Raw genomic sequence first — 26,061 nt, 5'->3', positions numbered from 1 at the left:
CAGGTTGGCGAAGATGTCGTTGTTGAATGCAGCTTGACGAAGTTTAACGCGAATGGGCCACAACACGGAGCATTTTCGTGGCCCCTGAATGAGGGCTGTACCGGCCATCCTTCTGACGTTTGGGCCGCGTCGGGCGGGCGTTTCAGCCGGATCGGACCGATCGGATCGCGCCGCGCCCGGCGCCCGGCCGGTGCGCGGCCGGGCGGCTCGGGCGCCGTCAGAAGCGGTCGGGGAGGCCCATCGCCGGGTCGCTGATCGAGTGGCGGCCCGTTTCGACACGGCCGGCCACGCGGCGGGAGAAGCTGGCGTCGCTGTCGGCGGTGACGACGAAGTCGTACCAGTGGCCGGTCGAGTCGAGCTGCCAGTGCAGCTCCGACTGGCCGCCGGCGCGCACCGTGACTGTCCACGTCGTGCCGGCGTCGCTGCCGTGCCCGCGACTCTGGCTGATGCCGTCCTCGTTGCCGTGGCCGCGCGCCTCGTTCGCACCTCGGCCGGACAGCGGGCCGTACACCTTGTTCGACTTCACCGTGAAGCGCACCGTGCCGCCGCCGTCGTTGCGCAGCCGCAGATGCAGGTTGCCGCTCGCGCCCGCATAACCGACCCGGATCGCCGGATGCGGCGCGCGCGCGCCGGCCAGCCGGGCCAGGTCGCCGGTGAAGCGGCGGTGATAGCCGTTCGGGCCGAGCACCCACAGGTCATATTTACCGTCGTCGTCGGCGAGCGCCGCCCAGCCGCCGCGGCTCCACGGCGACACGACCCACATCGGCACGCGCGGGCCCGGGCCGTACGGACGGCCGTCGGCCGCGGGCTGGCTCGACGTGGCCGGCGTGAAGTCGTGGTACTCGACGGCGACGTCGGCGTCCGCGAGCGAGCCGTCCGCGTTGCGCGGCCGGCACATGCGAGCCCGGCGAGTGCCGGGCAGGGCGCGGCTAGTCTAGGGAGCGCAGATGACGTCGGCGTGATGTGGAAATGACAGGGTGTGTCGCGTTTATGACGTTGCGTGTGCAGCTAATATGCGACGCGCGGGGAAGACGGCGGAATGGTCGAAAATTACCAATTACGCTTGGTGAGAACGGTCAGGAATTGCCGATTTCGTGAAGCGGGCGTGACGCGATGTGGTTGTGCGTGCAACGGCATCGTGTCGTGCGGAAGCGATGTTTCATCGGCGTGAAATCGGATAAGCTCGATGCGTTGTTGCGTACGCGCGGCAACATGCCCCGGCCCGATACCTTCGACTCCATCCAGTCATGACCGATATCACGATCCGGCACAGCGAGACGCACGACGTCGACGCGATCCGGCACATCATCGCGCACCCCGCGGTGTACATGAACACGCTCCAGCATCCGTTTCCGTCGCACGAGAAATGGCAGCAGCGGCTCGAACGCCTGCGCGAACAGGGCGTGAGCCTCGTCGCCGAACTCGACGGCGCGGTGGTCGGCCATCTCGGGCTGCATCCGGAGCAGAACCCGCGCCGGCGTCATGCCGCGTCGCTCGGGATGATGGTCGATGCGTCGCATCACGGGCGCGGCATCGGCAGCCGGCTCCTGGCCGCCGCCATCGAACTCGCCGAAAACTGGCTGAACATCACGCGTCTCGAATTGACGGTGTTCGTCGACAACCCGGCGGCGATCGCACTGTACGAAAAGCACGGCTTCCGGATAGAAGGCGAGGCGCCGGACTATGCGCTGCGCGACGGTGCGTATGCATCGGTGTTTCAGATGGCGCGGATCAAAGGGCGGCAGTAATGGACGCGTGCTGAAGCGCGTGCGGGCCGGCGCGTCGTTGCGTCGGCCGCGGCATGTGCATGCATTGGCCATGCCGTGCGCCGTGACGTGCCAGCCTCCGTGTACCCGGTCGCGTGCAGCGACCGACGGCAGTCAATGCAGCGCTACATGCAGCGCAGTGCGTGGTCGTGTCGACCGTGCCGGCGCGCATGTCGGCGACGCCACACGTCATATCCATTAGAGAATTCATTCGTTTTCAATCGGCCGCGCGAATCGTATCGTCGAGCGATTTGCCGGTCACTGTGGTTGCCGTGGTCGTCGCGATTGGAACGGCCGCGCGGTGTGCGCATGCAGCGGCCGGTCGTGGCTTTTCGCGTCGATGCCTGCGTGGTGCCCACGGCCGATGCCGGCATGCGCGGTGCCATCCGTCGATGCCCTTCGTTGTTGCGTCGCTTCGTCGTGTTTTCGCTTCGCCGTTTCGTGCGCATGGGCCGGCCGTCGCAGCGTACCGGTTCCGCCGTCGCGCGCCGCCGCTATCCGCAACCGTCTCTTTCAACGGAACCCGCCTTGATGAAAACCGTTCTCCGTAACCTGACTGCCGCCTGCCTGTTCGCCGCCGCGGGTGCGGCGCTTGCCACCAACGCGCCGCAGGGCGCTCCCGTATCGGGCCCGTCGAGCGGCGGCGCGCATCTGCCGCCCGGCATCGCTTGGCAGCAGGGCGACGTCGATGCCGCGTTCGCGCTCGCGAAGCGCACCGGCAAGCCGCTGCTGCTGTACTGGGGTGCCGTATGGTGCCCGTCGTGCAACCAGGTGAAGTCGACGATCTTCAGCCAGCAGGCATTCAAGGCTCGCTCGTCGTTCTTCGTGCCCGTGTATCTCGACGGCGATACCGAAAGCGCGCAGAAGCTCGGCGAGCGCTTCAAGGTGCACGGCTATCCGACGATGATCCTGTTCCGTCCGGACGGCACCGAAGTGACGCGGCTGCCGGGCGAGGCCGATCTCGAGCGCTACATGCAGGCGCTGTCGCTCGGGATGACGGCCGCGCATCCGGTGCGGCAGACGCTCTCGACCGCGCTGAACAACGGCGCGGCGCTGACGCCGGCCGAATGGCATCTGCTGGCCGACTATTCCTGGGACACCGACGGCGCGCTGCCGGTGCCGGCCGATCGTGTCGCGCTGACGCTGCAGACGCTGTCGCAACGTGCGCGTGCCGCCGGCGCGAAGGCGGACGCCGCGCGGTTCGCGCTGAAGTCGGCGGTGATGGCGGCATCGGACGATCCCGCACAGGCCGGCGCGCTCGACAAGGCGGCGCTCGCCGACGCGCTGCGCGCGGTGTTGCGCGAACCGGCGCTGGCGCGGGCCGATTCGGACGTGCTCGTCGCGGCACCCGCGCGCGTGGTCGCGTACCTTGGCGGCGACGCCGCGCAGCGCGCGACGCTGCGCGATGCGTACGACACGGCGCTCGCGCGCCTGTCGACCGATTCGACGCTGTCGTCGATCGACCGGCTGATGGCGCTGCACGGCCGTGTGCTGCTCGCGCGCAATGACGCGCACGGCGGCGCGCCGCTCGCCGCGCCGGCGCTGGTCGACACCGCGCGCAAGCAGATCGCCGCATCGGTGCAAGGCGCCGCGAACGCGTACGAGCGGCAGGCGCTCGTCAGCGAAGCGGCGGACACGCTGACCGACGCGGGGCTGTACGACGAATCCGACGTCTTGCTGAAGGCCGAGTTGCCGCGTTCGGCGACGCCGTACTACTTCATGTCGGGGTTGGCCGCGAATGCGAAGGCGCGCGGCGACAAGGCCGCGGCGCTCGACTGGTACCGCAAGGCATACGACTCGGCGAGCGGACCGGCGACCAAGCTGCGCTGGGGCGCGACCTATTTCGCGAATGCGGTCGCGCTGGCGCCGGACGATTCGGCGCGGATCGAAGCGATCGCCGCGAGCGTGCTCGCGCAGGCCGGCAAGACCAAGGATGCGTTTTATGGGGCGAACCTGCGCGCGCTGACCAAGGTCGTCACGCAGCTGAATCGCTGGCGCGGCGGCGGCGCGCACGATGCGTCGGTCAGGTCGGTCGTGAAGCAGTTCGACGGAGTGTGCGCGAAGCTGCCGGCGGGCGATCCGCAGGCAGCGGCATGCGCGAAACTGATCGAGCCGGTGAAGGCGTGACGGCTCGCGACGGAGCGGTCGGGCGGGACGGCCGCGTCGTTGCGGCGATTACCGGGCCGACTCCGGTGATGCACCGCGGTCGTTGTCATATCCGGCACCTTGCTGGCGGGCGATCTTCGCTTCGGCGGAAACGATGCTGGCCGGATAGAACCAGTCGCTCGGCTGGAAGCCGGCCTGCTTGAGCGCCTTCACTTCGGCGTGGACTTGCGCGCGCGTGAGCGGCGGGTTCGACTGCGCTTGCGCGGCGAGCGGGGCGGATATAGCCAGGGCAACGGCAACTGCGTGAATCAGGCGCTTCATGATCGTGACCTCCATGTTTCCAACTAGGCGGCCGGACTTCGTTTGACGAAGCGGCGACGGTTGAAAGCAGTGTAGGCCCGACCACGCGCGGGAAAAATGCGATCGCTCCCAACGCAGTGTTCTGCTGCCGGAAACAATGAACGGTGGCGCGGACGGCGCCGGATGGCGGCGCGTGACGGCCGATAGGCCGTACAGTCTGCGCCGCAATGTGGCGCCGAGCGGTTCCGGTCGGTCGGGGACGAAGTGGCGGATGCGAATCCCGGCGATCCGCGCTGGTTTGCAAGCGGAGGCGGAGGTATCGGGAAGGTGCGGCGCTTCGCGACAAGCATCGCGCTGTGATGCCGCTGCCGGCGCGGCGATGCCGGACCGGTCGAACAGCCGCGAACACGCGGAGGGAGGAAGGCGCGCCGGCCGCGTCGATGCGGCCGGCAGGGTTGGGCGGCGCTCGGAACGCCGCCCGATGCGGCGGCTTACACGAGACCCGTCGTGTAGTACACGGCGATCACGAAGAACACCGCGAGCGTCTTGATCACGGTGACCGCGAAGATGTCGCGATACGACTCGCGGTGCGTGAGGCCCGTGACCGCGAGCAGCGTGATGACAGCGCCGTTGTGCGGCAGCGTGTCCATGCCGCCGCTGGCCATCGCGACGACCCGGTGCAGCACCTCCATCGGAATGTTGGCGGCCTGCGCGCCCTTGATGAACAGGTCCGACATCGCGGCGAGCGCGATGCTCATGCCGCCCGACGCCGACCCGGTGATGCCGGCGAGCGAGCTGACCGACACGGCCGCGTTCACGAGCGGGTTCGGAATGCTCTTCAGCGCGTCGCTGACGACGAGGAAGCCCGGCAGCGCGGCGATCACGCCACCGAAACCGTATTCCGACGCGGTGTTCATCGCGGCGAGCAGCGCACCGCCGACGGCGGCCTTCGAACCGGCGGCGAAGCGGTCGCTGACGCGCTTGAACGCGGTCAGGACGACCAGCACGATGCCGAGCAGCAGCGCGGCCTCGACCGACCAGATCGCGACGACGGTCTTGATCGACGTCGTGACCGGCGTGTGCACGCCGGGCAGCACGTCCGGCGCGACCGTGTACGACGCTGCGCCGTACCACTGCGGAATCAGCTTCGTGAACGTGAAGTTCGACGCGCCGACGAGGAGCAGCGGCAGGATCGCCAGCGCCGGATTCGGCAGTGCCGTCGCTTCGACGCGCTCCGGCTCGTTGACGAGCGACGTGCCGTAGCCTTCGCCCTTCGCCATCGCCGAACGGCGGCGCCATTCCAGGTACGCGAGGCCGACGACGATGATGAACAGCGAGCCGATCGTGCCGAGTGCGGGTGCCGCCCAGGCGGTCGTCTTGAAGAACGTGGTCGGGATGATGTTCTGGATCTGCGGCGTGCCGGGCAGCGAATCCATCGTGAACGAGAACGCGCCGAGCGCGATCGCGCCGGGCATCAGCCGCTTCGGGATGTTGCTCTGGCGATAGAGCTCGGCCGCGAACGGGTACACCGCGAACACCACGACGAACAGCGACACGCCGCCATAGGTGAGCAGCGCGCACACCGCGACGATCACCGCATTCGCGCGCGAGCGGCCGATGTAGCGGATCGCGGCGTGCACGATCGATTCGGAGAACCCGGACAGTTCGATCACCTTGCCGAACACGGCGCCGAGCATGAATACCGGGAAATACAGTTTGACGAAGCCGACCATCTTCTCCATGAAGATGCCGGAGAAGACCGGTGCGACGGCGGCGGGTTCGATCAGCAGGACTGCGCCGAGCGCGGCGATCGGCGCGAACAGGATCACGCTGTAGCCGCGGTACGCGGCGAACATCAGGAACGCCAGCGCGGCGAGGACGATCACGAAAGACAAGGGAGTCTCCTAATAGCTTGGAATGGCTTTGGTTGTTGTTCGATCGCGGAGCGCGCCGCGGACCGGCTCAGGTTCGTGCAGGTTTCGTGCCATCGGCCGCATTGCGCCGCCGGACATGGGTCCGGCGCAGGCCGGCGGGCCCGCGCCGGCCAATGTCTGAAGATTCTACATAAATCGTCTCCATCCGGAGACGAGTTGGCCGTCAGGACAGCCCATCGAAGCGGGCAGGGCTTTCCCGGACAAGGCATTCCGGCGTGTCTCCAAAATGAGATACTGCGTCCCGTTCCGGAGACATCCGGCCAAGCATACGCGGAGACGACGACACGATGATGAACGACTGGGCGCGCCTGCCCGTCAATTACGGCGACGTGCTGCGGCGCGCCGCCGAGTCGCTGTTTCGGACCTTCGAGGATTCGAGTGCGGGCACGGTGGTCGTCGATCGCGATGCGCGCGTCGTATGGATGAACGAGCGTTATGCGGCGCGCTTCGGGTTCGCCGATCCGCAGCAGGCGGTCGGCCTCGACTGCGAGGCGGTGATTCCGAACAGCCTGATGCGCGAGGTCGTGTCGACTGGACAGCCGATCCTGCTCGACATCATGGAGACGGGCCGCGAGCCGCTCGTCGTCACGCGCCTGCCGTTGAAGAACGAGGCGGGCGAGACGGTCGGCGCGATCGGCTTCGCGCTGTTCGACCAGTTGAAGACGCTCACGCCGATCTTTTCCCGTTACGCGCAGCTTCAGCAGCAACTGATCGCGACGCAGCGTTCGCTCGCGCAGGCGCGCCGCGCGAAATACACGTTCGCGAGCTTCGTCGGCACGAGCGCCGCGAGCCTCGAAACCAAGCGGCAGGCGCGGCGCGCCGCACAGGTCGATTCGCCGGTGCTGCTGCTCGGCGAGACGGGGACCGGCAAGGAACTGCTCGCGCATGCGATCCACGCGGCGTCGGCGCGCGCGCTCCAGCCGCTCGTGACCGTCAACGTCGCGGCGATTCCCGACACGCTGCTCGAAACCGAATTCTTCGGCGCGGCGCCGGGCGCGTATACCGGCGCCGACCGCAAGGGACGCGTCGGCAAGTTCGAACTGGCCGATCGCGGCACGCTGTTTCTCGACGAGATCGGCGACATGCCGTTGCCGCTGCAGGGCAAGCTGCTGCGCGTGCTGCAGGACAAGGAGTTCGAACCGGTCGGCTCGAACCGGATCGTGCGCGCCGACGTGCGGATCATCGCCGCGACGTCGGCCGACCTGCCGGCGCTGGTCGAGGCCGGCCGCTTTCGCGCGGATCTCTATTACCGGCTCAACGTGCTGACGATTCACGCGCCGCCCTTGCGCGAGCGCGCGTCCGACATCGCGGCGCTCGTCTATGCGACGCTCGAGGAACTGGCCGCGCAGCACGGCCGTGCCGCGCACTGCGAACTGACCGACGATGCGCTGCGGATGCTGTGCGCGTACCCGTGGCCGGGCAATGTGCGCGAGTTGCGCAATACGCTCGAGCGCGCGCTGATGCTGTCGGATCGCTCGGTGATCGATGCGGGTGCGCTCGCGCCGTTCCTCGGGCCGGTGCGCGTGGCGCCGGACAGCGTGCCGGCGGGCACGCGGGCTGTTCCGTTGCCGCTCGGCCGGGACGCGGGCGACGCATCGGATGCCGCCGGTGTGCCGGTCGTTTCGTATGCCGATGCATTGGCCGCGTGGGAGCGCCAGTTCCTGATCGACGCGCTCGCGGCCTGCGACGGGAAGGTCGTGGAAGCGGCCGCGCGCATCGGCATTGGCCGGGCGACGCTCTACAAGAAACTGGCGGCGCTCGGGATCGACCGGTAGCAAGCTGTGGCCGATGCGCCCGGACATGACGAACGGCACCGGTGACGTGCCCGACAGGAGACAACGATGAAGCGAATCGGCATGGCCGGATGGCTGGCCATACTGGCGGCGACGTCCTCGTTCGCTCAGGCGGGCGACGAGGATTCGCCCGCGGTGCGGCGCAACTGGTACAACGATCCGTTCGTCGCGTTGTCGCGAGGCTTCGCGGAATGCCCGCTGCCGCTCGGCCCGTGGATGACGCGTGCCGAGATGACGGACGACGCGCATTACCGCGCCGAGCGCGGGACCACCTGCTGGCTCGCTCACCGCTGCACGAAACCGAATTCCTATATGTACGACGCGCCGATCGCCGAGGCGGCGAAAGCGCATTTCGCGGGCACCGATCGTCTGCAAGGCACGAGCCTGTGGATCACCGTGCAGCGGCGCTTCATCTATGTCGAAGGGTGCGCCGATCCGGCATTCGATCGGGAGGCGCTGGCGCGCGAACTCGGCGCGCTCCCCGACGTCGAGCAGGTGTTCGTTCGCATCACCGACGATCCGCACCGGGCCGTGCCGTACAAGACGCGCGGCCGGCCGGACCGGACGCCGGACGGGGCGCGGGACTGAACGTGTGACGATGGTGCGTGGCATACTCGCGGCATTCAAAAATCGGTTGACGGAAAGAACAATGAATCACATGCTTGCGTCGGTCTGTCGGTGGCCTCGAACGCATTGGCGTCGGGCCGGATTGTTGGCCCTGGTTGCGGGGCTCGGCGGGTGCGGCGGTGGGGCGCCGCTGTTCACTTCTGACGGGCGCCCGACTACGCAGGTGCAGTGCACCGGCAGCGACTGGAGCAACTGCACGGACAATGCCCGCGCCATCTGCAATGGGGAATACGACGTCCTCCAGCAATCGACCGATGACGCCGTGCGAAATCTTCTCTTCGCATGCAAGAGGAAAAGCGGCTATTGATCCCGATATGTTTGGATAGGGAGACCATAATCGGGTGAAGCGCTTTTCCATTCGCTTGGAGTCGGCTATTTTTCATGAATAACACTCACGGAGTCCCATCCAATATGGCGACCTACAGGCAACTGACAGCGCAGCTCGAAAGACTTCAGCAAAAGATCGACAAGGAACGCGAAAAGGCGATTGCCGATGCGATTGCCGCCATTCGCGCGAAAATCGAGGAGTTCGACATTACCGCGGAAGAGCTCGGTTTCCGGCCGATCGGCACTGCTGCCGCCGCGAAACCGAAGCGTCCGTTGCCGCCGAAGTATCTGAATCCGAAGACGGGCGAAACGTGGAGTGGCCGCGGGCGTGCGCCGGCATGGCTCGGCAAGAACCGCGCGCGTTTCCTGATCAAGGACTGACTCCCGAAAACCCTCACCTTTCGTGCGCTGACTGACGGTGCGAACGGCCATGCGGCCGTCGCACCGTTTTGTTTTTGGGCAGCGGCAGCACGACTTGAAACCGCGAATTGAACGCCAATGCCGCGCGATTAACGGATGCCGTTTTGCGAATTCAACGCGATTCGACTGGATATCGCCGCGAATTCCGGTAAACAACCCCGCAATTGCGCGGCATGCGCGCATTGGCGTTTTCGATCGCCGCGGTGCTGACGTACCGCCGATTGCCATCACCTCTCGCGCATTGGCGCATTGCGCCGTGCAATTCCCGAACTTGCTCACCATGGTTCCTGTAAATCCTCACCTTTGAAGTGGCGGCCGGATGACCGCATCGTGTCGCCTTCGCCCGTTGCGTCGTGCGAAAGCGTCGGCGACCGGCCCATGTTGCGGGCATTGATGCGCGTCGCACAGTCGGCCGTTCGGCATATAGGCAGCCGCATCGGGTTCGCCTATGCTTGGAGTTCGCGTCGACCGGTGCACGGCCATCCGTGGCCGTGTGCCGGTCGGGTCGTCTTTCGTTACCGTATGGAGCCGATGTGACTGTCCGCCATCTCGATGCGTTGTTCCAGCCCAGGTCCGTCGCGGTCGTTGGTGCATCGTCGCGCGCGGGCAGTATCGGCGCGATGGTGTGGGCGCGCGTGCTCGACGGCGCGTTCGAGGGGCCCGTGTGGCCCGTCAATCCGAAGCATCGCGAGCTGAACGGGTACACGGTCGTGGCCGATGTCGACCGGCTGCCCGCGCCGCCGTCGGTCGCCGTGATCTGCACGCCGCCTGCCACGTGGGCCGGCATCGTGCGCAAGCTCGGCGAGATCGGCACGCGCGTCGCGGTGATCGTCGGCGAGGCGCGCACCGACGCCGATCGCGCCGCGCTCGAGCGCACGCTAAAGGCCGCGAAGCCGTTCGTGCTCCGAATCGTCGGGCCCGGCAGTCTCGGCGTGCTGTCGCCCGCGCGGCATGCGCATTTCGGCGCGCCGGCCTATACGGCACGATCGGGCGGCGTCGCGTGGGTGTCGCAATCGAACGCGCTGACGAACGCGGTACTCGGCTGGGCCGATGCGCGAGGCCTCGGTTTTTCGCATGTCGTCGCGCTGGGCCGCGAGGCCGACGTCGATGCGGGCGACGTGCTCGACTACCTCGCCAGCGATCCCGGCACGCGCGCGATCCTGCTGGAACTCGACACCGTGTGCGCCGCGCGCAAGTTCATGTCGGCAGCGCGCGCGGCGGCGCGCAACAAGCCGGTGCTCGCGCTGCGCACCGGGCGCGCCGATCCCGGCGACGCGCTTTACACGGCGGCGTTCCAGCGCGCGGGGTTGGTGCGTGTCGATGCGCTCGACGATCTGCTCGACGAGATCGAGACGCTCGGCGTCGGGCGCGTCACCGCGCGCGGCGCGGCGACGCTCGTGACGAGCGACGCAGGCGTCGCGAAACTCGCGGTCGATGCGGTCGCGGAAGTGCGCGACGTGCTGGCCGACTGGCCGGCGGCGGCCACGTCGGCGGTCGCGGCCGCGCTGCCGCATCTGGCCGCGCCCGGCAATCCGCTGACGCTCGGCGACGATGCGCGTCCCGAGCATTTCGGCGCCGCCATCAAGGCGCTCGCGCCGTTTCCGCAAACGGGCACGCTGTTCGTCGTGCATTCGACGTCTCACAGCGCGCCGGCCGACGCGGTCGCGCGCACGCTGATCGAATCGCGGCAGTACGCATACCGCGGCATCCTCGCGTGTTTCTTCGGTGCGGTCGACGCGGCGACGCGCGACGCACTGCACGCGAACGGCATTCCCGTGCACACCACGCCGCAGCGGCTTGCGCGCGCATACGCACGGCTCGTCGACTACAACCTCGGGCGGCAGTTGCTGATGCAGACGCCCGAGGGCACGCCGCCGCAGCCGGCCGAGTGCGTGGCATCCGCGCAGGCCGAGGCGCGACGGATGGTCGAGGCCGGCGAGCATGAACTGGCCGGCGAAGCGGCGTTGCATTGGCTCTCCCACTTCGGCCTGCACGGCGAGCCGGCCGATTCACCGGCCGACGAATCGGCCGGCGCCAGAATCGTCGATGTCACGGTCGACATGTACGACGATTCGAACTTCGGCCCGGTGTTCCGCTATGCCGTGCCGCCGGCGGATGGCGTATCGGCGCCGTTCGTCGTGTACGGGCTGCCGCCGTTGAATACGGTGCTCGCCCGCGCGGTGATGGAGCGTTCGCCGTATGCGCGCCGCACGCCCGTCGAACCCACGCTCGATGCGCTGACGGCACTGTCGCAAGTCGTTTGCGACGTGCGCGAAGTCGTCGCGATGTCGGTCACGCTGCGCGTGCTGTCCGATCGGGCATACGTGGTCGCGCCGCGCATCACGGTGGCGGCCGGGCGCAGCCGGCTCGCGATCATGCCGTATCCGCGCCATCTCGAGCAGACGCTCGAATGGCGCGGCGAGACCGTGACGATCCGTCCGATCCGTCCGGAAGACGAGGAAGCACACAACGAACTGCTCGGCGCGATGACGCCGGACGATCTGCGGATGCGGTTCTTCGGCGCGGTGCGCAGCTTCGATCATTCGCAGGTCGCGCGCATGACGCAGATCGACTACGACCGCGAGATGGCCTTCATCGTGTCGTTCACCGACGTGTCGGGCCGGTCGCACACGCTCGCGGTGGCGCGTGCGGTTACCGATCCCGACAACGAGACGGCGGAGTTCGCGATCGCCGTGCGGCCCGATCAGAAGGGCAAGGGGCTCGGGCGGCTGATGATGACCCGCATCATCGACTATGCGCGATCGCGCGGCACCGGATGGATGATCGGCGAGGCGCTGCGCGAGAACACCGCGATGATCTCGCTGGCGAAGTCGTGCGGCTTCGCCGTGTCGACGACGGAGGAACCCGGCGTGGTGGGGTTCAGGATGAAGCTGCAACCGTAATCGCGTGAGTGAGCGTGCTCGCGCGTCCGGCGGCAGCGTGCAGAGCCGGTACGGCATGCATGATGTCGATGATGCACAGGCGCTGCCGAGCGAATTCGTCGTCGTTCGGTGTGCCGATCGTTCGGCTGGTTCTCTCGACTGCGCGGATCGGTACAACGTTCGCCCGGTGACCGGCGGGGAATGTCGAACGCGTCGAGTCACGGCATCCGCGGCTGGGCGCGTCGCGTGTGCCGATGACCTCCGCGTATCGGCGGTTCCGGGGCCATGGTCGAGCGCACGGACCCCGACATTTCGCACGCGCAGCATCGGAAACAGAGCAAAGGTGAGAGTTTTCGGGAGCCGCGAGTGAGCTTTTCCGGGAGCGGTTGGGTGAGCCGATACGGGAGTACTCGGTGAGCCTTTCCGGGGACCTGCCGATGAGCCCTTGCGGGAAGCCCTGGTGAGCCTTTCCGGGAGGGCCCGGTGAGCATCTCCGGGAGGCGTCGGTGAGAACGTTCGGGAAGGGGTTGGTGAGCGTCTCCGGGGGCTTCAGGTGAGCTTTTTCGGGATGCCAGGGTGAGCGTTTACGGGACGCTTCGGTGAGACTTTTCGGGTGCTTGCGAACGCAGTGCTCCGGCTGGCGCGGCGCCGGCTTTTGCCGACGTCCGCGCCGGTGCGGGCACGCATGAACCGTGCCCGCAGCAGCGTTTATGCAGCGAGTTTCGACGCCGCGTCGTTCACCTGCTCACGCGAAATCGCGAGTTCTTCGAGGTGCGCGTCGGCATAGATGCCGCCGGTTTCGCGCTCGAGGCGGGCGATCGTCAGCGCGCAACGCGCGATGTCCTTCGGCATCGCGATGAAGCGCTTGACCGATTCGCCGGACGTGAATGCATCGAACAGCGCGCCGCGCACGTCGTCCGGAAGCGTCTTGGTCCATTGGTACGGCTTGCCGTTGAACGTGATCGACGGCGGCAGCGTGCGTTCCTTCTTGTTGGCCGTGATGAGGCCGTAGGTACGTGCGGCGTCGCCGATCTGCTCGGGCGAAAAGAGTTCGTCGGGCGTGATGTCGAACTGCTCGATGTAGTTCTCGATCGCCCGCATCGCTGCGGCACGGTCGTCGCGCTTCTTCTGCGCGCGCGCGACGATGTCGCGCAGCTCGTCCGCTTCCTCGGACGTGATCGTGAAGCTCGCCTGCTTCTGCTGAAGTTCGGAGAAACGCTGGAATTCTTGATCGTTCAGAAGTTTGGCCATGACATCCATCGGATACGACGGCCGCGACAGCCAGCCGCCGTAGTTTTTGAGAGGGCCGCTATTCTAGCGTAGCGCGGCGTCCGCGCATCCGGAAACGGTCTGCGGAATGCCGGTACGAACGCCTGCGCGACCGGCGCGCATCGCATACCGCGTGGGCGGCGTCGCACCGGCCTGCCCGACCCGCTGGCCGAGCGCGCGACCGCCCGACCGCCCGACCACTTTCAACGCGGTCGCCCGCTCAACCACAATCAGCAAGTCGCCGCGCGGCACATCGACAACTGGCCTGCCGCATCGCGCAGCCCTGCGACGACCACCTCGACGGACGGCGCCATGTGCGCGTCGATCCGGCGCATGTACGGGCAGGTCAGCACCGCGATCGCATGGCCGGCCGGGCCGAGGATCGGCGCGCTCAGGTCGGTGACGCCGTATGCCTGGCGGCTGTCCTGGCGCACGTAGCCGGACTGGCGGATGGACTGGCACGCGTGCGCGAGTTCCTGCTCGTTCATCGGCGTTTCGCCCTTGACCTTGCGATGCTCGGCCAGCATGTGCGCGCGCTGCTCGGGACCCTGAAACGACAGCATCACGCGCCCCGACGCCGTATCGGCAAGCCCGACGCGCGAGCCGAGCCGCACCGACACGCCCCACGGGCCGGGGCCGTCCACCTGTGCGATCACGAGCAGGTTGCCGCGATCGTAGACGGTCAGATGGCACGACTGTTCGGCCGCATCGGCGAAGCGCTGCATCAGCGGCAAGGCCTCGGCGATCAACCGGTTCATCGGCGGATGGCGGTGCGCGAGCGCGAACAGTTTCAGGCTGAGCGTGTAACGGTCGCCGCCGCTCGAGCGCATCACGTAGCGGCGCGCGACGAGACGTTCGAGCATCCGGTAGATCTCGCTCGCGTTGCGGCCGAGCTCCTTCGTGATTTCGGTGCGGGTGAGTCCTTCCTTTTGTTCCGACAGGAGTTCGAGAATGTCGAGCCCCTTGTCGAGGGCGGGTGCGCGATAGCGGTCGGCTGCACCCATCGACGCCCGTGCGTCGCTGCCGGGGAGCGGGTTATTGGTCGTTTGCGTCATGGGTAGGAAGTCCGGGAATGGCCAATCGGTTGGCGACGCACGCTGGCCGGTTTGCACGCGGATTTCGTGAAGCCGCATGCGGATGTGACTGTCGTCCGGGCGAGCCTCACAATAAACGTTCAGTGTGCAATGCGGCGTCTTTTTGCCGATCGTTACCCAGCAAGAACGGATCACGTGCCGTTCCCGATGACAGGGTCGTAAGAAATATTCGACATTCATCTTTCGGTATCGAAGGACGGCGGCATTGGCGTAAAGCCGGATGATTCGGCGGCCCCGATGCTGCGGTGCAATCTCCGCAGGCGCACCAATAGTCGGTATCCGTCGCGCGTCATTTCATGGCGGGCCGCCGATGGTACAAAGAGCGGCGGGCCAGCGACGGCGCGGCCGCGCGTGAAGCCGACCGGCCCCGGCCGGCACATGGCGCGGATGCCGGGCCGTCGTCGCCGATGCGCAGACCGGCGGCCGCCTGCTCGATGCGCGTCGCACCCGGTGCGGCGCCGCGATCGCTGCGCCTGCGCGAGCCTCGCGTGTCGATTGGCCTGCCGGATACGGGGCCGACGCGCGTCATCGACGATCGGCATTCAGTCCGGCGCGTGGCCGTCAGCGGCCGCGTCGGCCGGTACCCTGTCACATTCGACAATAGAGGTTGAGCACGATGAAACTGCTTCGCTATGGCCCGCCCGGCCAGGAAAAGCCCGGTATTCTCGACGCGGACGGCCGGATTCGCGACCTGTCCGCGCACGTGCCGGATCTTGCCGGCGACGCGCTGTCCGACGCCGGTCTCGCGCGCCTGCGCGCGATCGACCCGGCCACGCTGCCGCTCGTCTCCGGCGAGCCGCGCATCGGCGCCTGCGTCGGGCGCGTCGGCAAGTTCATCGGCATTGGTCTGAACTATGCCGATCACGCAGCCGAAGCCGGCATGCCGGTGCCGAAGGAACCCGTGGTGTTCGGCAAGTGGACCAGTTCGATCTGCGGCCCGAACGACGGCATCGACATCCCGAAGGGCTCCGTGAAGACGGACTGGGAAGTCGAGCTGGGCGTCGTGATCGGCGCGACGTGCAAGGACGTCGACGAAGCGCGCGCGCTGGATTACGTCGCCGGCTACTGCGTCGTCAACGACGTGTCCGAGCGCGAGTGGCAGATCGAGCGCGGCGGCCAGTGGGACAAGGGCAAGGGCTTCGACACGTTCGGCCCGATCGGCCCGTGGCTCGTCACGCGCGACGAGGTGCCCGATCCGCAGCGCCTCGACCTGTGGCTCGAGATCGACGGCCACCGCTATCAGAACGGCAACACGCGCACGATGGTGTTCACCGTCGCGCAACTGATCGCCTACCTGTCGACCTGCATGACGCTGCAACCGGGCGACGTGATCACGACCGGTACGCCGCCGGGCGTCGGGATGGGCATCAAGCCGTCGCCGGTGTTCCTGAAGGCCGGTCAGACGGTGCGCCTCGGGATCGAAGGGCTTGGCGAGCAATTGCAGAGCGCGCGCAACGCGCAGTAAGCGCTCGCGCGGCGCGGGCGCGGGTGGTGGGCATAACCGGCTGGCTATCCGCCAGCGTCACCGGACCCGTCGCCCGATCGCCGCCCGATCGCCGGCGGCGACCGACGCGAGTCGAACGCCGACCCCGATGCAACAAAGACAAGGGCCCGGTTCCGCATGACGCGGAACCGGGCCCTTGTCGTTCATCCGCGTTGGGACTCGGCGAATCAGACGACGTTGCCCAGCTCGCAATGGGCTTCGAGGCGATACCCGTCGGGATCGACGACGAACGCCGCGTAATAGCCGGGACCGTAGTGCTCGCGTTTGCCAGGCCCGCCGTTGTCCTGTCCGCCGTGCTGCAGCGCGGCGCGGTAGAACGCATCGACTTCCACCGGCGACGCTGCGCGAAACGACAGGTGCAACCCTGAATCGGGATCGGCGACGACCGGACGCGCCGCGTGCTGCAACCACAGCACCGGTTCGCTGGTGCCGTAGCCGAGGGATCCGTCGTCGCTGTACAGCCGCTTGTAGCCGAGCGCGCCGAGCGTGCTGTCGTAGAACGCGCGGCTGCGGTCGATGTGGGCAACGCCGAACGAAAGGTGATCGATCATCTGTGGCTCCTTGAACTGAAGGGGGGCATCAGTGCAGCAAACCTCGCTTACAACCACCAGGCCATCCGCTTGTGGCGAAGCGCGCCGAGCATGCTGTCGTGGAACGCGCGGCTGCGGCCGGTGTGGACAACGTCGTGCGAAAAACGATCGATCATCTGTGGCTCCTTGAACTAAAGAGGGGACATCACAGCAGCAAACCCGTTTTTAACCACCATGCTGGTTATGTTAGGAAGCGCCCGGATGCTTGTCAACCGGCATGGTGGTTAGATACGATCGCGTCATGAGCAAAACGCAACCTTCCGTCACGACGGACTGCCTGGTTCCGGCTCCGTCCGAAACGCTGAGCATCGATTTCGCGAACACGCTGTACTGGCGTGGCGCCGACGTGCCGACCGAAACCTTCGGCACGCTGGACGACCTGTTCACGTGGTGCCGCGAGCAGGCGGGCGTGCCGGCCGGCCTGACCGACGCGTGTCGCGCACAAGCACAAGCGAACGAGAAGGAGGACGCGCCGGCGATGCTGGCGCGCGCGCTCGCGCTGCGCGAGGCGTTGTACCGGCTCTTTCACGCGCAGGCCGAGCGGCGCGAGCCGCAAGCCGACGATCTCGCGCTGCTGGGCGGTTTTCTGGCGGAAGCGGCGCCGCGCGTCGCGCTCGCGCGGATCGACGGCGGCTACGCGTGGCGGATCGGGGCAGCGGGCGCGACGCTCGCGGGGCTGCTGAGCCCGGTGCTGTGGTCGGCGACCGACCTGCTGGGCGGTGCGCGCCTCGCGAAGGTCAAGCGCTGCGCGAACGACGCATGCCAGTGGCTCTTCATCGACGACAGCAAGAACGGCAGCCGCCGCTGGTGCTCGATGTCGTCCTGCGGCAATCGCGCGAAGGCGTACCGCCACTATCACAAGGCCGATTGACGGCGGCGCGCGTCCCGGTACGTCACGCGTCGATCGCGCCCATCCCGCCCGAACCTATTTCGCCGACAGCTTCCGCCACAGCGTCGTCTTGCTGATGCCGAGCATCGCGCACGCGCGATCGCGATCGCCGCCGCACGCATCGAGCACCGCGCGGATCTCGTCGGCTTCCGCGCGACGGCGGCGCGCGTGGAGCGTCTGCGCGTCGGCGTCGTCGGCATCGGCTGCATCGGCTGCATCGGGCAGCGCCGCGAACAGCTCGGGTGCGATCGCCTGCAGCGCATCGGGCGCGAGTGCCGCGCATGCCGCACCCGGATCGTTCTCGTCGACCTCTTCGGCCAGTTCCACCGCGATCCGCTCGATCACGTTCTGCAGTTCCCGCACGTTGCCGGGCCAGCGGTAGCGCGCGAGCGTCGCCTGCGTCGCGCCGAGCACGTGCATCGCATCGCCGGCCTCGCGCACGCGTTCGGCCAGCCGCGGCTCGCGCCGCGCGGCCTGCACGAGCAGCGTGGCCGCCAGCGCCGGAATGTCGGCGGCGCGCTCGCGCAGCGGCGGCAGGCCGACGTTCAGGATGTTGAGCCGGTAATACAGGTCCGCGCGGAACGTGCCGGCCTCGACGGCGGCGAGCAGCGGCCGGTGCGTCGCGGCGATCACGCGCACGTCGATGCGGATCGGCTCGGTCGAGCCGAGACGGATCACCTCGCGCTCCTGCAGCACGCGCAGCAGCCGGCTTTGCAGCGACGGCGGCATCTCGCCGATCTCGTCGAGAAACAGCGTGCCGCGGTGCGCGGCCTCGAACAGCCCGGTCTTGCCACCGCGCCGCGCGCCGGTGAACGCGCCTTCCTCGTAGCCGAACAGCTCGCTCTCGAGCAGCGCCTCCGGAAACGCGCCGCAGTTGATCGCGACGAACGGATAGCTGCGCCGCACGGACAGCGCGTGCAGGCTCTGCGCGATCATTTCCTTGCCGGTGCCGCTTTCGCCGAGCACGAGCACGGTCGCATCGGATTTCGCGTAGCGGCGCACGAGATCGCGCACGCGCGCCATCGGCGCGGACGCGCCGACCACGTCGTCGAGCGTGTAGCGCGCCGCGAACTGCTGCGTGTTCGGCTGCGAACGCAGCGCGCGGTCGAGCCGTTCGACCGCGCGCGATTCCTGGAACGTCAGCACGCTGCCCGACGTGACGCCGCGATCGACGAGCGGCCCGCGATGCACGACGTAGCGCACGCCGCGCACGGTCGCGAGCGCGTCGCCGTCCTCGCCGCGCAGCGTGCGCAGTTCCGGACGCAGGTCGACGAGCGCGCGGCCGACGGCCGCCGCGGGTTCGACCCCGAGCGCCGACGCGAGCCGCTCGTTGATGGCTTCGACGCGGCCGCGCGCGTCGAGCGCGACCACGCCGTCGCGCAGGTGCTGCAGCAGGTTGTCGAGCCGCTGGCGGCGAAACGCCTCGGCGTGCGTCGCGTACGCGACTTCGAGCGCCGTCTCGACCGCCTTGCGCACCGACGCGTGCGAATACAGGAACACCGCGCCCATGCCGGCGCTCGCCGCGAGATCGGTGACGAGGCCGGGGCCGACGATCGTCTCGATGCCGCGGTCGTGCAGGTCGTGCACGCAGGCTTCCGCTTCCTGCGCGGACTGATATGACGCAAACTGCACGTCGAGGCCGTAGGCGGCGACGAAGCGGCGCACTTCGGGCGGCGTCTCGCCGGCGCTGACGAGCGCGATGCGCGACGCGTCGCGCCGTGCGCGCGCGAGCGCCTGCATCACGTCGAAGCCGGTCGGCGACACGACCACGACCGGCACCTGCGCACGCGTTTTCAGGAAGCCGCCGTTCGAGCCGGCCGCGACGATCACGTCGGGGCGCGCGGTGCCGGCCTCCGCGATCGCGCTCAATGCGTCTTCGTACGCGCGCGTGACGATGCGCACGTCGGCGCGTTCGTCGAATTCGCCGGCGATCTCGCGAAACAGGTCGCGCAGGCGGCTGATGCCCATCGCCCAGATGCGCGGACGCACCGTGCGGTCGGCCGGGCCGACGGGCTTGGTCGAGGAGAGGTCCATGGCGACCGATTATGCGCGCGCGATTTCATTTTTGAAACCTGAAATTGCTGAAATGAAATCATCGGGCGCTGCCTCACCCATGCCGGTTGCTGAAGAATCAGTGGGTTAGCCCCGATTCACGAGCTGGCCCGGTCCTTGCTGTTCATGGTCATTCCTTCAGGAGGCCGTTCATGAGCAACACGCATCTTCAGAGCGCCGGCGCGAAATTCCGCGCGGCAGTCGCGGCCGAGCAGCCGCTGCAGGTGGTCGGCGCGATCACCGCGTACGCAGCCAAGATGGCGCAGGCCGTCGGCTTCAAGGCCGTGTACCTGTCGGGCGGCGGCGTCGCCGCGAATTCGCTCGGCATTCCCGATCTCGGCATCAGCACGATGGAAGACGTGCTCATCGACGCGAACCGGATCACCAACGCGACCGACCTGCCGCTGCTCGTCGACATCGATACGGGCTGGGGCGGCGCGTTCAACATCGCGCGCACGGTCCGTTCGTTCATCAAGGCCGGCGTCGCGGCCGTCCACCTCGAGGACCAGGTCGGCCAGAAGCGTTGCGGCCACCGTCCGGGCAAGGAAGTCGTGCCGACCGACGAAATGGTCGATCGCGTGAAGGCCGCGGTCGACGCGCGCACCGACGACCAGTTCGTGATCATGGCGCGCACCGACGCGGCCGCCGCCGAAGGGATCGACGCCGCGATCGAGCGCGCGATCGCCTACGTGGAAGCCGGCGCGGACATGATCTTCCCGGAAGCGATGAAGACGCTCGACGACTATCGCCGCTTCAAGGCCGCGGTGAAGGTGCCGATCCTCGCGAACCTGACCGAGTTCGGCTCGACGCCGCTGTTCACGCTCGACGAACTGCGCGAGGCGAACGTCGACATCGCGCTGTACTGCTGCGGCGCGTATCGCGCGATGAACAAGGCCGCGCTGAACTTCTACGAGACGCTGCGCCGCGACGGCACGCAGAAGGCGGCGGTGCCGACCATGCAGACCCGCGCCGAGCTGTACGACTTCCTCGGCTATCACGCGTACGAGCAGAAGCTCGACGAACTGTTCGCGCAGGGCAAGAAGTAACGCGGCCCGCGCGCCGGGACACGGTTCCCGGAACGCTTTGCATGAAGCCGGGCCGCGCGCACGCGCGCCGCGCCCGGCCGACGTGACACCCCAGATACCCATTGGAGAACGGAAACATGAGCGAGACGAAAGACGCAGCAGCACCGGCCGCCGCAGGCGCATTCAAGCCGAAGAAGTCGGTGGCGCTGTCGGGCGTGACGGCCGGCAACACGGCGCTGTGCACGGTCGGCAAGACCGGCAACGACCTGCACTATCGCGGCTACGACATTCTCGACGTCGCCGAATCGTGCGAGTTCGAGGAAATCGCGCACCTGCTCGTGCACGGCACGCTGCCGAACCTGACCGAACTGGCCGCGTACAAGACCAAGCTGCGCGCGCTGCGCGGCCTGCCGAGCGCGCTGAAGGCCGCGCTCGAGCAGATCCCGGCGTCGGCTCATCCGATGGACGTGATGCGCACCGGCGTGTCGGTGCTCGGCACCGTGCTGCCGGAGAAGGACGATCACAACCTGCCGGGCGCGCGCGACATCGCCGACCGCCTGATGGCGTCGCTCGGCTCGATGCTGCTGTACTGGTATCACTTCTCGCACAACGGCAAGCGCATCGAGACGGAAACCGACGACGACTCGATCGGCGGTCACTTCCTGCACCTGCTGCACGGCAAGACGCCGTCGAAGTCGTGGGTCGACGCGATGCACACGTCGCTGATCCTGTACGCGGAGCACGAGTTCAACGCGTCGACGTTCACCGGCCGCGTGATCGCGGGCACGGGCTCGGACATCTATTCGGCGATCACCGGCGCGATCGGCGCGCTGCGCGGGCCGAAGCACGGCGGCGCGAACGAAGTCGCGTACGAAATCCAGAGCCGCTACAGCTCGCCGGACGATGCCGAAGCCGACATCCGCCGCCGCGTCGAGAACAAGGAAGTCGTGATCGGCTTCGGCCACCCGGTCTACACGATCTCCGATCCGCGCAACAAGGTGATCAAGGGTGTCGCGCACAAGCTGTCGAAGGAAGCGGGCGACCTGAAGCTGTACAGCATCGCCGAGCGCCTGGAATCGGTGATGTGGGACGCGAAGAAGATGTTCCCGAACCTCGACTGGTTCAGCGCGGTGTCGTATCACATGATGGGCGTGCCGACCGCGATGTTCACGCCGCTGTTCGTGATCTCGCGCACGTCCGGCTGGAGCGCGCACATCATCGAGCAGCGCGTCGACAACAAGATCATCCGCCCGAGCGCGAACTACACGGGTCCGGAAGACCTGCAGTTCGTGCCGATCGAGAAGCGCTGATCTTCGGCCGCGCGCGCCGGCGCCCGTGATGCGGGCCGCCGGCGCGCGCGCAACGTCTTACCCCGAATTCCGCCCCACATCATGAATACCGCCAACCGCAAACCCCTGCCCGGCACGTCGCTGGACTACTTCGACGCGCGTGCCGCGGTCGAAGCGATCGCCCCCGGTGCGTACGACACGCTGCCGTACACGTCGCGCGTGCTCGCCGAAAACCTCGTGCGCCGCTGCGATCCGGCGATCCTCGTCGAGTCGCTGAAGCAGATCATCGAGCGCAAGCGCGAACGCGATTTCCCGTGGTTCCCGGCGCGCGTGGTGTGCCACGACATCCTCGGCCAGACGGCGCTCGTCGACCTCGCGGGCCTGCGCGACGCGATTGCCGAGCGCGGCGGCGACCCGGCCAAGGTGAACCCGGTCGTGCCCGTGCAACTGATCGTCGACCACTCGCTCGCCGTCGAGTGCGGCGGCTTCGATCCGGACGCGTTCGCGAAGAACCGCGCGATCGAGGATCGCCGCAACGAGGATCGCTTCCACTTCATCGAATGGACCAAGCGGTCGTTCGAGAACGTCGACGTGATCCCGCCGGGCAACGGCATCATGCACCAGATCAACCTGGAGAAGATGTCGCCGGTGATCCAGGCGCAGGACGGCGTCGCGTTCCCGGATACCTGCGTCGGCACCGACAGCCATACGCCGCACGTCGACGCGCTCGGCGTGATCGCGATCGGCGTGGGCGGGCTGGAAGCGGAGAACGTGATGCTCGGCCGCGCATCGTGGATGCGCCTGCCCGACATCGTCGGCGTCGAGCTGACCGGCAAGCGCCAGCCCGGCATCACGGCAACCGACGTGGTGCTCGCGCTGACCGAGTTCCTGCGCAAGGAAAAGGTGGTCGGCGCGTATCTGGAATTCCGTGGCGAAGGCGCCGCGAGCCTCACGCTTGGCGATCGCGCGACGATCTCGAACATGGCGCCCGAATATGGCGCGACGGCCGCGATGTTCTTCATCGACGGCCAGACGACCGACTACCTGCGCCTCACCGGCCGCAGCGACGAGCAGGTGAAGCTGGTCGAGACCTACGCGAAGGCGGCGGGCCTGTGGGCCGATACGCTGAACGATGCGCAGTACGAGCGCACGCTGACGTTCGACCTGTCGAGCGTGGTGCGCAACATGGCCGGCCCGTCGAACCCGCACAAGCGGCTGCCGACCTCCGACCTCGCCGCGCGCGGCATCGCCGGCCAGTGGGAAGAGAAGGCGGGCGAGATGCCCGACGGCGCGGTGATCATCGCCGCGATCACGAGCTGCACGAACACCAGCAACCCGCGCAACGTGATCGCGGCCGCCTTGCTCGCGCGCAACGCGAACGCGCGCGGCCTCACGCGCAAGCCGTGGGTGAAGAGCTCGCTCGCGCCCGGCTCGAAGGCGGTCGAGCTGTATCTGGAAGAAGCGAACCTGCTGCCGGAGCTCGAGAAGCTCGGCTTCGGCATCGTCGCGTTCGCGTGCACGACCTGCAACGGGATGTCGGGCGCGCTCGATCCGAAGATCCAGCAGGAGATCGTCGAGCGCGACCTGTACGCGACGGCCGTGCTGTCCGGCAACCGCAACTTCGACGGCCGTATCCACCCGTATGCGAAGCAGGCGTTCCTCGCGTCGCCGCCGCTCGTCGTCGCGTATGCGATCGCCGGCACGATCCGCTTCGACATCGAGAAGGACGTGCTGGGCCACGACCAGGATGGCAAGCCCGTCACGCTGAAGGACATCTGGCCGACCGACGAGGAAATCGACGCGATCGTCGCATCGAGCGTGAAGCCCGAGCAGTTCCGCAAGGTCTACGAACCGATGTTTGCGCGCGCGGCCGATTCGGGCGAACGCGCGGCGCCGCTGTACGACTGGCGCGCGCAGAGCACGTACATCCGCCGCCCGCCGTACTGGGAAGGCGCGCTCGCAGGCGAACGCACGCTGAAGGGCATGCGTCCGCTCGCGGTGCTCGGCGACAACATCACGACCGACCACCTGTCGCCGTCGAACGCGATCCTGCTGGATAGCGCGGCCGGCGAATACCTCGCGAAGATGGGCCTGCCGGAAGAAGACTTCAACTCGTACGCGACGCACCGGGGAGACCACCTGACCGCGCAGCGCGCGACCTTCGCGAACCCGACGCTGATCAACGAGATGGCGGTCGTCGACGGCGCGGTGAAGAAGGGCTCGCTCGCGCGCGTCGAGCCGGAAGGGCAGGTCATGCGGATGTGGGAAGCGATCGAGACGTACATGAATCGCAAGCAGCCGCTGATCGTGATCGCGGGCGCCGACTACGGCCAGGGCTCGTCGCGCGACTGGGCCGCGAAGGGCGTGCGGCTCGCGGGCGTCGAGGCGATCGTCGCCGAAGGCTTCGAGCGGATCCACCGCACGAACCTGATCGGGATGGGCGTGCTGCCGCTCGAGTTCAAGCCGGGCACGAACCGCACGACGCTCGGCATCGACGGCACCGAGACCTTCGACGTGATCGGCGAGCGTACGCCGCGTGCCGATCTCACGCTGGTGATTCACCGCAAGAACGGCGAGCGCGTGGAAGTGCCGGTGACGTGCCGGCTCGATACGGCCGAGGAAGTGTCGATCTACGACGCGGGCGGCGTGCTGCAGCGCTTCGCGCAGGACTTCCTCGAATCGTCGCAGGCGGCTTGACCGGGTCATACAGGGACAACGCAAACATGGCTCACATTCCTCAAATCAGGATTCCCGCGACCTACATGCGCGGCGGCACCAGCAAGGGCGTGTTCTTCCGGCTGCAGGATCTGCCGGACGCCGCGCAGGCGCCGGGCGCCGCGCGCGACGCGCTGCTCTTGCGCGTGATCGGCAGCCCCGATCCGTACGGCAAGCAGATCGACGGGATGGGCGGCGCGACGTCGTCCACCAGCAAGACGGTGATCGTGTCGAAGAGCACGCGGCCGGGGCATGATGTCGACTACCTGTTCGGGCAGGTCGCGATCGACCGCGCGTTCGTCGACTGGACCGGCAACTGCGGCAATCTGTCGGCGGCGGTCGGCCCGTTCGCGATCAGCGGCGGCCTCGTCGATGCGTCGCGCGTGCCGCGCGACGGCGTCGCGACCGTGCGGATCTGGCAGGCGAACATCGGCAAGACGATCGTCGCGCACGTGCCGGTCACGAACGGCGCGGTGCAGGAGACGGGCGATTTCGAGCTGGACGGTGTCACGTTCCCGGCCGCCGAAGTGCAGCTCGAGTTCATGGACCCGGCCGCCGACGAAGAGGGCGCGGGCGGCTCGATGTTCCCGACCGGCAATCTCGTCGACGACCTCGCCGTGCCGGGCATCGGCACGCTGAAGGCGACGCTGATCAACGCGGGGATTCCGACCATCTTCGTCGACGCAGAGGCGATCGGCTATACGGGCACGGAGCTGCAGGACGCGATCAACGGCGACCCGAAGGCGCTCGAGAAGTTCGAGACGATCCGCGCGCACGGCGCGCTGCGCATGGGCCTGATCGATACGCTCGATGAAATCGCGACGCGGCAGCATACGCCGAAGGTCGCGTTCGTCGCGAAGCCGGCCGACTATGTCGCGTCGAGCGGCAAGCGCGTGAATGCGGGCGACATCGACCTGCTGGTGCGGGCGATGTCGATGGGCAAGCTGCACCACGCGATGATGGGCACGGCGGCGGTCGCGATCGGCACGGCCGCGGCGATCCCCGGCACGCTCGTCAACCTTGCGGCGGGCGGCGGTGAGCGTAATGCGGTGCGCTTCGGGCATCCGTCGGGCACGCTGCGCGTCGGCGCGGAAGCGCAACTCGAGAACGGCGAATGGACCGTCACGAAGGCGATCATGAGCCGCAGCGCGCGCGTGCTGATGGAAGGCTGGGTGCGGGTGCCGGGGGATGCGTTCTGAGCATGCCGCGGTTCGTGCGTGCAACCCTGCAGCGCTGAACCGGACCGATCCCTGCGAAGCGGACCCGCTGCGCAGGGATTTTTTCGTTTGGCGCACGAGTGACGAAGGCAATTCGCTACGCAACGCGTCGGATCGGTGACCGTACTGGTGCGGGGAAGCGCACTCCGGTCGTGATGCGCGAATCCGCGCTGGCTTGAGTCATCGCAGATCGATCCCAAGGCATGGGACCATGCGTAGGCGCTAAAGCGCTAACGCTGGTCGACCGCGAAGCATGGGATCC

The 26,061-nt window shown here is 67.8% G+C and carries 19 protein-coding genes and 1 pseudogene; 13 read left to right on the top strand and 7 right to left on the bottom strand.

The annotated features are described in order from the left end of the window. Nucleotides 1–217 precede the first annotated feature (217 nt). A pseudogene (locus NQV17_RS14170) lies at nt 218–886 on the bottom strand (phospholipase domain-containing protein); the annotation flags it as partial. 361 nt (nt 887–1,247) lie between these two features. Here NQV17_RS14170 and NQV17_RS14165 point away from each other — a divergent pair. Continuing rightward, entirely contained in the window at nt 1,248–1,748 is a 501-nt protein-coding gene (locus NQV17_RS14165) for a GNAT family N-acetyltransferase (RefSeq protein WP_124921176.1), read from the top strand. Nucleotides 1,749–2,297: 549 nt separating this feature from the next. Beyond that, nucleotides 2,298–3,893, top strand: a complete 1,596-nt coding sequence (locus NQV17_RS14160; protein WP_257772756.1) for a thioredoxin family protein — start codon at nt 2,298–2,300, stop codon at nt 3,891–3,893. A gap of 48 nt (nt 3,894–3,941) precedes the next feature. Here NQV17_RS14160 and NQV17_RS14155 read toward each other — a convergent pair whose 3' ends face one another. Then, nucleotides 3,942–4,193, bottom strand: coding sequence for a DUF4148 domain-containing protein (locus NQV17_RS14155; RefSeq protein WP_257772755.1), 252 nt, complete (start codon nt 4,191–4,193; stop codon nt 3,942–3,944). A gap of 470 nt (nt 4,194–4,663) precedes the next feature. After that, nucleotides 4,664–6,067: a GntP family permease gene (locus NQV17_RS14150; RefSeq protein ID WP_044845000.1), complete on the bottom strand. Its 1,404-nt coding sequence runs from the start codon at nt 6,065–6,067 to the stop codon at nt 4,664–4,666. Nucleotides 6,068–6,393: 326 nt separating this feature from the next. Here NQV17_RS14150 and NQV17_RS14145 point away from each other — a divergent pair, with 326 nt between their 5' ends. The 5 genes from NQV17_RS14145 (at nt 6,394) to NQV17_RS14125 (ending at nt 12,176) form a co-directional block, all read left to right on the top strand. Next, complete coding sequence (locus tag NQV17_RS14145) at nt 6,394–7,881, top strand: sigma-54-dependent Fis family transcriptional regulator (protein WP_257772754.1); 1,488 nt, start codon at nt 6,394–6,396, stop codon at nt 7,879–7,881. Between the two features lie 66 nt (nt 7,882–7,947). Continuing rightward, on the top strand, nt 7,948–8,487 hold the full coding sequence (locus NQV17_RS14140) for a BON domain-containing protein (protein WP_257772753.1): 540 nt from the start codon (nt 7,948–7,950) through the stop codon (nt 8,485–8,487). A gap of 61 nt (nt 8,488–8,548) precedes the next feature. Then, complete coding sequence (locus NQV17_RS14135; RefSeq protein WP_235879175.1) at nt 8,549–8,833, top strand: hypothetical protein; 285 nt, start codon at nt 8,549–8,551, stop codon at nt 8,831–8,833. A gap of 104 nt (nt 8,834–8,937) precedes the next feature. Beyond that, nucleotides 8,938–9,234: an H-NS family nucleoid-associated regulatory protein gene (locus tag NQV17_RS14130; RefSeq protein ID WP_044845003.1), complete on the top strand. Its 297-nt coding sequence runs from the start codon at nt 8,938–8,940 to the stop codon at nt 9,232–9,234. 572 nt (nt 9,235–9,806) lie between these two features. Further along, nucleotides 9,807–12,176, top strand: a complete 2,370-nt coding sequence (locus NQV17_RS14125; protein ID WP_257772752.1) for a GNAT family N-acetyltransferase — start codon at nt 9,807–9,809, stop codon at nt 12,174–12,176. A gap of 687 nt (nt 12,177–12,863) precedes the next feature. Here the strand turns inward: NQV17_RS14125 and NQV17_RS14120 are convergent. Together NQV17_RS14120 and NQV17_RS14115 are read right to left on the bottom strand one after the other, a co-directional pair. Next, nucleotides 12,864–13,415: a hypothetical protein gene (locus NQV17_RS14120; RefSeq protein WP_257772751.1), complete on the bottom strand. Its 552-nt coding sequence runs from the start codon at nt 13,413–13,415 to the stop codon at nt 12,864–12,866. A 239-nt stretch (nt 13,416–13,654) separates the two neighbouring features. Beyond that, nucleotides 13,655–14,479: an IclR family transcriptional regulator gene (locus NQV17_RS14115; RefSeq protein ID WP_257772750.1), complete on the bottom strand. Its 825-nt coding sequence runs from the start codon at nt 14,477–14,479 to the stop codon at nt 13,655–13,657. Nucleotides 14,480–15,134: 655 nt separating this feature from the next. On the opposite strand from NQV17_RS14115, the gene NQV17_RS14110 reads away from it, so the two are divergent. Further along, entirely contained in the window at nt 15,135–15,983 is an 849-nt protein-coding gene (locus NQV17_RS14110) for an ureidoglycolate lyase (RefSeq protein WP_257772749.1), read from the top strand. 206 nt (nt 15,984–16,189) lie between these two features. Here NQV17_RS14110 and NQV17_RS14105 read toward each other — a convergent pair whose 3' ends face one another. After that, nucleotides 16,190–16,573, bottom strand: coding sequence for a VOC family protein (locus NQV17_RS14105; protein WP_044845007.1), 384 nt, complete (start codon nt 16,571–16,573; stop codon nt 16,190–16,192). Between the two features lie 256 nt (nt 16,574–16,829). Here NQV17_RS14105 and NQV17_RS14100 point away from each other — a divergent pair, with 256 nt between their 5' ends. After that, nucleotides 16,830–17,483 carry an ABATE domain-containing protein gene (locus NQV17_RS14100; protein ID WP_257772748.1) on the top strand — a complete coding sequence of 218 codons (654 nt, stop codon included), beginning with the start codon at nt 16,830–16,832 and terminating at the stop codon, nt 17,481–17,483. A 54-nt stretch (nt 17,484–17,537) separates the two neighbouring features. Here NQV17_RS14100 and prpR read toward each other — a convergent pair whose 3' ends face one another. Continuing rightward, nucleotides 17,538–19,535: a propionate catabolism operon regulatory protein PrpR gene (prpR, locus tag NQV17_RS14095; protein ID WP_257772747.1), complete on the bottom strand. Its 1,998-nt coding sequence runs from the start codon at nt 19,533–19,535 to the stop codon at nt 17,538–17,540. 170 nt (nt 19,536–19,705) lie between these two features. Between prpR and prpB the strand changes: the two genes are divergently transcribed. The 4 genes from prpB to prpF all read left to right on the top strand — a co-directional run bounded on the left by prpB (nt 19,706) and on the right by prpF (nt 25,781). After that, a complete protein-coding gene (gene prpB, locus NQV17_RS14090) occupies nt 19,706–20,599 on the top strand; it encodes a methylisocitrate lyase (RefSeq protein WP_044845010.1) in 894 nt (297 codons plus the stop codon). Between the two features lie 116 nt (nt 20,600–20,715). After that, nucleotides 20,716–21,888 (top strand): 2-methylcitrate synthase, encoded by a 1,173-nt coding sequence (prpC, locus tag NQV17_RS14085; protein ID WP_044845011.1) that lies wholly within the window; start codon nt 20,716–20,718, stop codon nt 21,886–21,888. An 81-nt stretch (nt 21,889–21,969) separates the two neighbouring features. Then, nucleotides 21,970–24,564, top strand: a complete 2,595-nt coding sequence (gene acnD / locus NQV17_RS14080; protein ID WP_257772746.1) for a Fe/S-dependent 2-methylisocitrate dehydratase AcnD — start codon at nt 21,970–21,972, stop codon at nt 24,562–24,564. 26 nt (nt 24,565–24,590) lie between these two features. Further along, the gene (prpF, locus tag NQV17_RS14075; RefSeq protein ID WP_257772745.1) at nt 24,591–25,781 is read left to right on the top strand and encodes a 2-methylaconitate cis-trans isomerase PrpF; all 1,191 of its coding nucleotides are present in this window, start codon (nt 24,591–24,593) and stop codon (nt 25,779–25,781) included. The last annotated feature ends 280 nt before the right edge of the window (nt 25,782–26,061 follow it).

Source organism: Burkholderia sp. SCN-KJ, assembly GCF_024656005.1.
Lineage (GTDB): Bacteria > Pseudomonadota > Gammaproteobacteria > Burkholderiales > Burkholderiaceae > Burkholderia.
This window is presented reverse-complemented; position numbering and strand designations above follow the sequence as displayed.

Bases quoted from the DNA above. Each gene is read 5' to 3' on its own strand.
- NQV17_RS14165 (WP_124921176.1), top strand. From the start codon at position 1,248: ATGACCGATATCACGATCCGGCACAGCGAGACGCACGACGTCGACGCG.
- NQV17_RS14160 (WP_257772756.1), top strand. From the start codon at position 2,298: ATGAAAACCGTTCTCCGTAACCTGACTGCCGCCTGCCTGTTCGCCGCC.
- NQV17_RS14155 (WP_257772755.1), bottom strand. From the start codon at position 4,193: ATGAAGCGCCTGATTCACGCAGTTGCCGTTGCCCTGGCTATATCCGCC.
- NQV17_RS14145 (WP_257772754.1), top strand. From the start codon at position 6,394: ATGATGAACGACTGGGCGCGCCTGCCCGTCAATTACGGCGACGTGCTG.
- NQV17_RS14140 (WP_257772753.1), top strand. From the start codon at position 7,948: ATGAAGCGAATCGGCATGGCCGGATGGCTGGCCATACTGGCGGCGACG.
- NQV17_RS14135 (WP_235879175.1), top strand. From the start codon at position 8,549: ATGAATCACATGCTTGCGTCGGTCTGTCGGTGGCCTCGAACGCATTGG.
- NQV17_RS14130 (WP_044845003.1), top strand. From the start codon at position 8,938: ATGGCGACCTACAGGCAACTGACAGCGCAGCTCGAAAGACTTCAGCAA.
- NQV17_RS14120 (WP_257772751.1), bottom strand. From the start codon at position 13,415: ATGGATGTCATGGCCAAACTTCTGAACGATCAAGAATTCCAGCGTTTC.
- NQV17_RS14115 (WP_257772750.1), bottom strand. From the start codon at position 14,479: ATGACGCAAACGACCAATAACCCGCTCCCCGGCAGCGACGCACGGGCG.
- NQV17_RS14110 (WP_257772749.1), top strand. From the start codon at position 15,135: ATGAAACTGCTTCGCTATGGCCCGCCCGGCCAGGAAAAGCCCGGTATT.
- NQV17_RS14105 (WP_044845007.1), bottom strand. From the start codon at position 16,573: ATGATCGATCACCTTTCGTTCGGCGTTGCCCACATCGACCGCAGCCGC.
- NQV17_RS14100 (WP_257772748.1), top strand. From the start codon at position 16,830: ATGGTGGTTAGATACGATCGCGTCATGAGCAAAACGCAACCTTCCGTC.
- prpR (WP_257772747.1), bottom strand. From the start codon at position 19,535: ATGGACCTCTCCTCGACCAAGCCCGTCGGCCCGGCCGACCGCACGGTG.
- prpB (WP_044845010.1), top strand. From the start codon at position 19,706: ATGAGCAACACGCATCTTCAGAGCGCCGGCGCGAAATTCCGCGCGGCA.
- prpC (WP_044845011.1), top strand. From the start codon at position 20,716: ATGAGCGAGACGAAAGACGCAGCAGCACCGGCCGCCGCAGGCGCATTC.
- acnD (WP_257772746.1), top strand. From the start codon at position 21,970: ATGAATACCGCCAACCGCAAACCCCTGCCCGGCACGTCGCTGGACTAC.
- prpF (WP_257772745.1), top strand. From the start codon at position 24,591: ATGGCTCACATTCCTCAAATCAGGATTCCCGCGACCTACATGCGCGGC.